Origin of the sequence: Roseibium sp. (genome assembly GCF_039982295.1) — a bacterium.
Taxonomy (GTDB): domain Bacteria; phylum Pseudomonadota; class Alphaproteobacteria; order Rhizobiales; family Stappiaceae; genus Roseibium.
This window is the reverse complement of record NZ_JBDWYP010000023.1, coordinates 1-7,784: the sequence shown is the minus strand read 5'-3', so window position 1 is coordinate 7,784 and position 7,784 is coordinate 1. Positions and strand designations below refer to the sequence as shown.

General features: G+C 57.6%; 6 protein-coding genes. 4 read left to right on the top strand and 2 right to left on the bottom strand.

What is annotated here, in order from left to right:
- Window positions 1–45: 45 nt before the first annotated feature.
- The 4 genes from ABJZ52_RS04085 to ABJZ52_RS04070 are packed head-to-tail and all read left to right on the top strand — an operon-like array spanning window position 46 to window position 5,542.
- Entirely contained in the window at window positions 46–927 is an 882-nt protein-coding gene (locus ABJZ52_RS04085) for a hypothetical protein (RefSeq protein WP_037275345.1), read from the top strand.
- Complete coding sequence (locus ABJZ52_RS04080; protein WP_348487689.1) at window positions 920–1,843, top strand: nucleotidyl transferase AbiEii/AbiGii toxin family protein; 924 nt, start codon at window positions 920–922, stop codon at window positions 1,841–1,843. The genes ABJZ52_RS04085 and ABJZ52_RS04080 overlap by 8 nt, the downstream gene beginning before the upstream one ends.
- Window positions 1,844–1,846: 3 nt before the next feature.
- The gene (locus ABJZ52_RS04075) at window positions 1,847–5,035 is read left to right on the top strand and encodes an N-6 DNA methylase (RefSeq protein WP_348487688.1); all 3,189 of its coding nucleotides are present in this window, start codon (window positions 1,847–1,849) and stop codon (window positions 5,033–5,035) included.
- A 42-nt stretch (window positions 5,036–5,077) separates the two neighbouring features.
- Window positions 5,078–5,542, top strand: coding sequence for a hypothetical protein (locus ABJZ52_RS04070; protein WP_290749372.1), 465 nt, complete (start codon window positions 5,078–5,080; stop codon window positions 5,540–5,542).
- A 6-nt stretch (window positions 5,543–5,548) separates the two neighbouring features.
- Here ABJZ52_RS04070 and ABJZ52_RS04065 read toward each other — a convergent pair whose 3' ends face one another.
- The gene (locus ABJZ52_RS04065) at window positions 5,549–6,406 is read right to left on the bottom strand and encodes an abortive infection family protein (RefSeq protein WP_348487687.1); all 858 of its coding nucleotides are present in this window, start codon (window positions 6,404–6,406) and stop codon (window positions 5,549–5,551) included.
- Between the two features lie 258 nt (window positions 6,407–6,664).
- Complete coding sequence (locus tag ABJZ52_RS04060) at window positions 6,665–7,549, bottom strand: zincin-like metallopeptidase domain-containing protein (RefSeq protein ID WP_348487686.1); 885 nt, start codon at window positions 7,547–7,549, stop codon at window positions 6,665–6,667.
- Between the last annotated feature and the right edge of the window lie 235 nt (window positions 7,550–7,784).

The following is a 7,784-nucleotide window of genomic DNA, read 5'->3' as shown; positions in this document are numbered from 1 at the left end:
CATCCTTACCCCTATGTCCTTAGGACATAGGGGTAAGGATGGCAGATGAATTTTACTGAAGGTCTCGAAAAAGCTATAAATGACAAGGACTTACCAGTCATAACCTTCTACGACTTCTTCGTTCTGGGCTACCACCTGTTTCACAAAAAGGCGCTGAACGGCGAGCCGTTGAAGCGCCTCCCGCACGACTGGGATCAGACACGCGCCAAAAATGCGCTACGGCGCCTTGAGGCACGGAAGGCGCTTGTCATGGACTCTGACTTCCGCTCGGGCGTGTGGCGTGTGACGCAATCAACGAGAGCTGGGTCGGCGGAAGAGGTCGCCTGCATCGCTGATCCTTTCGCCTACGTCTCGCATCTATCTGCCATGCAGCGCTATGGGCTTACTGACCGCAGCCCACAGGCGCTACACCTGACAACCCCCAAAAGACCCCTGTGGAATGCGCTCCGGGATAAACGTCTTCATGTAGACCTGCCCGATCTCGACCAAATTGAAGCGCCCGTTCTTAATAGGCCTGGCTTCAAGGATACGATCCGTCGCCGCCCGATCGTGGTGCATGTATCAAGCCACCCCTGGACACCGGCCCCCGTGAGTGGTGAGGAAACGCGGATCACTTCAATTGGCCAAACCTTTGCTGACATGCTTGCCGAACCACAGCTTTGTGGGGGCATGCGCCATGTTCTCGATGTCTGGGAAAATGAGGCGGATCAGTGGGTGCCCGAAATTATTGCCGCAATTGATCTCCTCGACAGTAAGATCGCAAAAGTTCGCGCAGGCTATATTCTGTCTGAAGTCATGGACATAGATGATCCGGCGCTGCACAACTGGGAGCAGTTTGCTCAACGGGGCGGATCGCGCAAACTCGACCCTGACGCCGAGTACGCCCCTGAATTCTCAGAACGCTGGATGATTTCAATAAATGTCTGACACTGACCCGCACGCGCAAGATACAAAATTCGACATCGTCGATGTTGATGTTCGTGCATGGGTCGAAACCGCGCGTGCAAACCCAACGCTCTATCGAGATCGCCAGGTAACGGAAATTGTCTTGGGGGCAATTGGCCTAGCCCCTTCATTATCGAAGACACTCGTTTTGAAGGGCGGGGCGGTCATGGCCCTGGCTTTCAAAAGCAATCGGGTCACCGGGGATGTTGATTTCACCTCGATGGCAGAGCCCGCCGACCTGACGGAAAAGATCATCACCGAACTGAATGAGGTTCTGCCTCGCACAGCGATCAAGCTCGGCTACCCCGATCTCCTCTGTCGAGTGCAATCGGTGAAGAAGATGCCGCGCGCAGAGAACTTCGAAGATCACGAATTCCCCGCGCTCCGGGTCCGCATTGGCTCTGCCAAGCGTGGCACAGGTGAAGAGGCCCGGCTGGCGGACGGCAAGGCAAGCCGGGTTCTTGATGTCGAGATCAGCTTCCGTGATCAGGTCTATGCCTTCCAGGAGCTGAACCTGCACGGGGCCGGTGTGGCGGTGCGTGCGTTCACCATTCATGAGCTTGTCGCTGAAAAATTCCGTGCGTTGCTTCAGCAACCCGTACGCAAGCGCAACCGGCGACAGGATGTCTACGACATCGCATTTCTGATTGGCGAGCATGATTTCAGCGGCGCTGACAAAACAGCCATCTTGACCACATTGATCGAGAAATGCCGCAGCCGTGGGATCGAGGCCAAGCCAGAGTCCATGGATGACCCGGAAATCAAGCAACGCGCCCAGGCCGATTGGGAAACGCTCGCCCTCGAAATTGGTGACCTTCCGCCCTTTGAAGAGCGCTTTGCTCTCATGCGCGATCTCTATGTTTCGCTGCCATGGGGCAGTATCAAGAAAGCCCTTTAATTCATGAATTTGTTCAACCGTAAGACCCTGAAGCGCCATATCAAAGCTGATCCGATCCCGTCAGACCACCTGGCTGCGCTAGAAGCCTGGGCAGAGTTGATCAGCTCGGGCCGGATTGAACGCCTGAAGGAAAACGCCCTGCATGGGCAGTTCGCCTCCAAGATCGTTGAAGGTGTTCTCGGCTACCACGGCCCGGCTGGCGGGGCAGATTACAACGTCTCAACCGAACAAAATATTCTGCGCGGCAGCGTCGATCTGGCGCTTGGCCGCTTTGGCGGCAAGACGCCTGACATCGTGGCACCATTCGAGCTGAAGGGCGCAGATACCCGCGACCTCGATGCAATCATGCCGGGCCGGAACAAGAGCCCCGTTCAACAGGCGTGGGAATACGCCATGAACGCGCGCGGCGTGAAATGGGTGCTGGTCTCGAACATGATCGAGCTGCGCTTCTACGGCTTCGGGGAAGGCACCTCAGCCTATGAGGAATTCCGCCTCGACCAGCTGACAGACCCGGAAGAGTACGCGCGCTTCATGCTGCTCTTGTCAGCGGTAAACCTGCTGTCTGGCCGCACGGCTGATCTGCTGAAAGAAAGCCGCCGCGAAGACAAGGACATCACCGACAGCCTGTATCAGGACTACAAGGACCTGCGCCTCAAGCTCCTGAGCGCCGTCCAGAAGGCCGATGCCGCGATCGCGCCTCTCGATGCGATTGCCCTCGCGCAGAAGATCCTCGATCGGGTGTTGTTCATCGCCTTTGCCGAAGACACTGGCCTGCTGCCAGACAACACGCTGGAAAACGCCTTCGTCGCGCGCGACCCTTACAACCCTCGCCCCGTCTGGGACAATTTCAAGGGGCTGTTCCGCGCCATCGACGTGGGCAATAACGAGCTGAAAATCCCGCGCTACAACGGTGGCCTGTTCCGCGAAGACGCGGTGATCAACGGGCTGAACCTCCCCGATGACATCTGTGAAGGGTTCAAAACCCTGGGCGAGTATGACTTCGCCTCCGAAGTCTCGGTCACGGTCCTCGGCCATATCTTCGAACAGTCCATCGCGGACGTGGAACGCCTGCAAGCGATCGCCCGCGGTGAAGAGGAAGAGCCCGAGAAAACCACTGGCACAAGCGGACGGCGCAAGCGTGATGGGGTGGTCTATACCCCTGATTACATTGCGCGCTTCATCGTGGCCGAAACCCTCGGCACACATCTGCGGGAAATTTTTGACGACACCTTACGCGCTCACGCCAAGAAGGGCGCGGATGTCACCGACTACGAAAACATCCCCTGGCGGAAAAAGTCGGCCGAGCTGGAAGCCTGGCAAGCCTATCGCGATCGCCTGAAGTCCTTGCGCATTGTTGATCCCGCCTGTGGCTCCGGTGTGTTCCTGATCATGGCCTTCGACTTCATGAAGGCCGAACTGACCCGCGTGAACGACAAGATCAAAGACCTGCTGCCCAAGGCCGAACATTTTGGCGATCTGCTCGACTATGTCCCTGACAGCGAAATTCTGACCGACAACCTCTTCGGCGTGGACGTGAACGAGGAAAGTATCGAGATCACCAAGCTGTCTCTCTGGATCAAGACCGCACGGCGCGGCAAGGTTCTGGACAGCCTATCGGGCAGCATCCGCGTCGGCGACAGCCTGATCGAGGACAGCAACTTTGCCTATCTCGATCACGCTTTCACCTGGGAAACCGCCTTCCCCGGTGTCTTTGCCGAAGGCGGCTTTGACGTGGTCCTGGGCAACCCGCCCTATGTGCGGATGGAATTTCTGAAGCTGCTGAAACCCTATCTGGAAAAGCGCTATGAGGTCGTGTCCGACCGGGCCGATCTCTACTGCTATTTCTACGAGCGTGGCCTGCGCTTGCTGAAGCCAGGCGGGCGCTTGGGCTACATTTCCTCGAACACCTTCTTCAAGACCGGCTCGGGCAAGCCCCTGCGCGAATACCTTCTGAAAGAGGCAACCATTGAAAGCGTAGTCGATTTTGGCGACCTGCAAGTCTTCGAAGGCGTGACCACCTACCCGGCGATACTTACCATGAAACGCGGGGTCGCGCCCAAGGGGCATGAGCTGCGCTTCTGGAAAGTAGATGCCCTGCCAGACAATAACTTCCTCGCCACTTGGGAAGCTGCCGCCGGCCCGTATCCGCAAACTGCTCTGGGGGCCGGATCATGGGAGCTAGAAAACCCCGCCCTTCGCGCTCTGCGGGACAAGATCAAGAAGGGCAGGAAGACCCTAAAGGAAGTCTATGGATCACCGCTCTACGGCATCAAGACCGGCCTGAACGCTGCCTTTGTGATCGACAACGCGACCAAGGAGCGTCTCTGCGCCCAGGACCCAAAGTCTGCCGATCTGCTGAAACCCTTCCTCGAAGGCAAGGACCTGAAACGCTGGCGTGCCGAGCCGCGCGGCCTGTGGCTGATCTACATCCCTAAAAACCGGATCAACATTGACGATTATCCGGCCATTCGGGATTGGCTACTGCCATTCAAGGATCAGCTGGAAAAGCGGGCCACCAAGCAGGAATGGTTCGAGCTCCAACAGGCGCAGGAGGCCTACTTGCCTTACTTTGAGGGCGCAAAGGTGCTCTACCCTGAATTTTGTAATGTGCCACAGTTCCAGTTGGAAGACGGGCATTTTACGAACAACAAATGCTACTTTATCGGTTCAGACGACGCCTGGCTCGCAGCTTTCCTGAACTCCAAAGTGGCCTGGTTCACGATCACCGGAAACAGTGTTCCTGTTCGTGGTGGTTTCCATCAAATGCACTCTCAGTTTGTCGAGCAGGCCGTGATACCAAAAATCTCAGCTGAGCAGAAAACCGACCTTGAGGGCCTAACCAACAGTTGCCAGACAGCGGCCCAAAAACGCCTAGCACTCCAAACCGCTCTCACGCGCCGCCTACCAGACCTCTGCCCGCCTGGACGCGAACCTAAGCTGACCAACAAGCTCAAGGAATGGTGGACCCTGCCCGACTTCGCCGCCTTCCGCGCTGAAGTGAAGAAGGTGTTCAAGGCCGACATCCCGCTGGCCGATCGCTCCGACTGGGAAGACTGGATCAACCGCGACCGCGCCGAAATCGCCCGCCTGACAGCCGAAATCGCCCAGGCTGAAGCCCAGATAGACAGCATCGTCTATGATCTGTTCGACCTGACCGAAGACGAAATCGCGCTTCTGGAAAGCGTAGGTTAGCCATGTGTTTGCAAACCAATATTCATTATGGAAGGCGCACTCTTGGACACATCAAACATTCCTCCCTCGATCCGCCGCCAGTGGACGCAGCCTGATATACCAATAATCGTTCGCTCTGGCCTGAAAGGCGACAAGCTGACGGCCCGTCTGCCGTATCGCGCTGACAATCGCCAATGGCTCACGGGCTTGGCGACGGGCAACCGCAGGCCAACAATCCGCTTTGCACATATGGAAAAATCCTGGAAACTTCCCCTGAGCTGGCTCAACCGCTTCGTAGATGGTGCGTTGGATCGCTATGGTCGGGTCTATGTCGTTCAGCCATTTCGAGAAATGGAGAAGTGCGCACCGGCCTGTCGCAATGCAGTTGGGCATGACTGTCAGTGTTCGTGCATGGGCGCAAATCACGGGGCAGGTGACGGCAACGGCTGGTTTGATGTGTCAGACACGTTCTCGTTTCGATGGGGACCGCAGGAAGCCGCGATCCGCCTTATGACTCGCCGCACCTGATCCGCGTCAATCCTCGAAGAACCTTCCGTCGATAGCTTTGGAAAAGCGCAGGAACGCGGTCACGCTATCAAACACGAAACGGGCTTCTTCCATCTGCACTAGGTCGCGATTGTCGTGCGCGAACGACTGGTCGTTGCGGACCGGATTCATCGCTTCAAAAACACTGATGGAGCTTTTCACAATACGTTCTGAAATCGGATTCAGGTTCTGCTGCTCGCGCAGAATCTTTACGTATTTAGCCACCCGTGCGTGAAGCGCATCGTCCTTGCCGCACTCTCCGCCACTATGTTTGCGGACAAGAGACGCAAAGCGCTTCATGCAATATGTGTGAAGGCGGTCCAGAGCTGCCTGTGGCTTGTTCGCGTCCAGATCGCGGCGTATTGAAGCAACAAGCTCTTCCAGCGTTTCATTCGGCTCGAACGTCTCGATTGCAGATGTGTCAATGGCGTCCGCACGCCCCTCGATACGGGCAACAATGGAAAAATAAGACTCCTTCAGCTTACCCTCGTTCGGCACAGATGGCGCAAACCCTATTGCCTCCCGATATTCCCACATTTCGCGCAATATCTTCGCCACAAGCGCCGGTTGGGCACGTTCAATAAACGAACGCAGTCTCTTTGCCTTTGACGTTCCACGACCGTTAAAGAGCTGCGACTGGTCTTCTGGGTCAATAGCAATCGTTTCATAAAAGAAGTCATTGAAGGTGCGGTCGCTGAAATCCAGGACATATCCCGAATCCATTCCAAGCGCCTGCTCCAGTGCCTCGCGTTCGTGGCGAGGAATCAGCTTCTCATATGTTTTGCTGGCTATCATGCCGTGCAAATACTGCACCAAACGACAACAATCGAGACTGTCTTCCGTCATCCACCAGATTCAGCACGTAGAATCTGCCTGCGTCGTCCCGGCGACAGACCTCTGTTGATATGGCAACTGAGATATCCAGATGCGTCGCCTCCGGGCATCCCATGCCCGTCCGCGCGAAGCGCCGGGCCTGTCTGCGGGCGGCCTTCAGGTTGCCCGCCAACAGGTCACCCTGAAACCGCCCTCAACCAGGTTCACGCCACAACGCAGAAAGGCCCCCGCCTGCTGACGGGGGCCTCGATCATTGCGGCGGTGCGGCTGTTACTCGGCGGCCATCCGGTCGGCCTGCGCGGTGCGCTCCATGATATAGTCCACGGCCTTCTGCGCCTCTGACGCGGCGCGAAAAATCGCGCGGCTGTCTTCTTTCATCGCCTCCAGCCATCCTTCGACATAGGCTGCGCTCTGGTCGAATTCAGGCTCCACCCCGATCTGTGCACAAAGCATGCAGTTGCCGATCTCCGCGACCAGCTCCTCGAACGCATAGGCCTTGCGGTCGTTGAACCGGCCCAAACGGTCCAGCCGCTTTGTCGCGCCTGTCCAGTGAATTGTCTCATGGGCCAAGGTGCCAAAATACCCAGCCGCCCGATAGAACGTGCCAGCGGGCGGCATGTGGATGCGGTCGGTCTTGATGTTGTAGTAAGCGCGCGGCTCCTCGGTCGTGTCGATCTGAGCGCCGGTCGCGGCAAAGAACGCCTCCAGCGCGGGGTCGGCGACTGTGCCAAGATCACGGGGCGGATCGGGCAGGATGTAGAATTCAGCGGGCAAACCCTCGATCTGGTCGGCGTTGAACACGCGGTAGGCCTTGGCATAGGGGATCTGGCGTTCCTCGCCGTTCTCGTCTTCGCGCTCTACGGTGCCGTATTTCACGACCGTGGCGGATTTCTCGCCCTTGCGGACGTGGCCCCCAAGCTGCTTGGCCTGATTGAACGTCATCCAGCGAGCTGAGCTGTAATCCTTGGCCATCGCCGTGGCCCAAAGCATCAGGATGTTGATGCCCCGATAGGCTTCGCCGTTGAACCGTTCCGGCAAGCTGACCGATGCACCGCTACCGGTCCACGGCTTGCGCCAGGGCGGCGTTCCCGCCTCGATCTGCGCGATGATCTGGTTCGTAACATGGGAATAAACGTCAAACTTCTCTGCGGTCATTTGTGACCCTCCTTGCGTGACGCGGTCCGGGTCTGCTCCCCTTTCCGCCAATGGGCGGGCCTTCCTGTTCTGATCTTTGGAATGCCCATGCATTCCGAAGGGCAGAGCAGGTAAGGGCAAAGCCCGTCCTGCGGCCTGGCGGGGCCGTGACAACCGGGTGGAGGGCGTGAATTTGGGAGGGAACCGCGCGCCTGCGCGTGGGAGGAACCGGAATTCTCGACCGGAACCGACGCCA

What these genes read in the sequence shown, in the direction of transcription:
- ABJZ52_RS04085 (WP_037275345.1), top strand. Translation starts at nt 46, where the DNA reads ATGAATTTTACTGAAGGTCTCGAAAAAGCTATAAATGACAAGGACTTA.
- ABJZ52_RS04080 (WP_348487689.1), top strand. Translation starts at nt 920, where the DNA reads ATGTCTGACACTGACCCGCACGCGCAAGATACAAAATTCGACATCGTC.
- ABJZ52_RS04075 (WP_348487688.1), top strand. Translation starts at nt 1,847, where the DNA reads ATGAATTTGTTCAACCGTAAGACCCTGAAGCGCCATATCAAAGCTGAT.
- ABJZ52_RS04065 (WP_348487687.1), bottom strand. Translation starts at nt 6,406, where the DNA reads ATGACGGAAGACAGTCTCGATTGTTGTCGTTTGGTGCAGTATTTGCAC.
- ABJZ52_RS04060 (WP_348487686.1), bottom strand. Translation starts at nt 7,549, where the DNA reads ATGACCGCAGAGAAGTTTGACGTTTATTCCCATGTTACGAACCAGATC.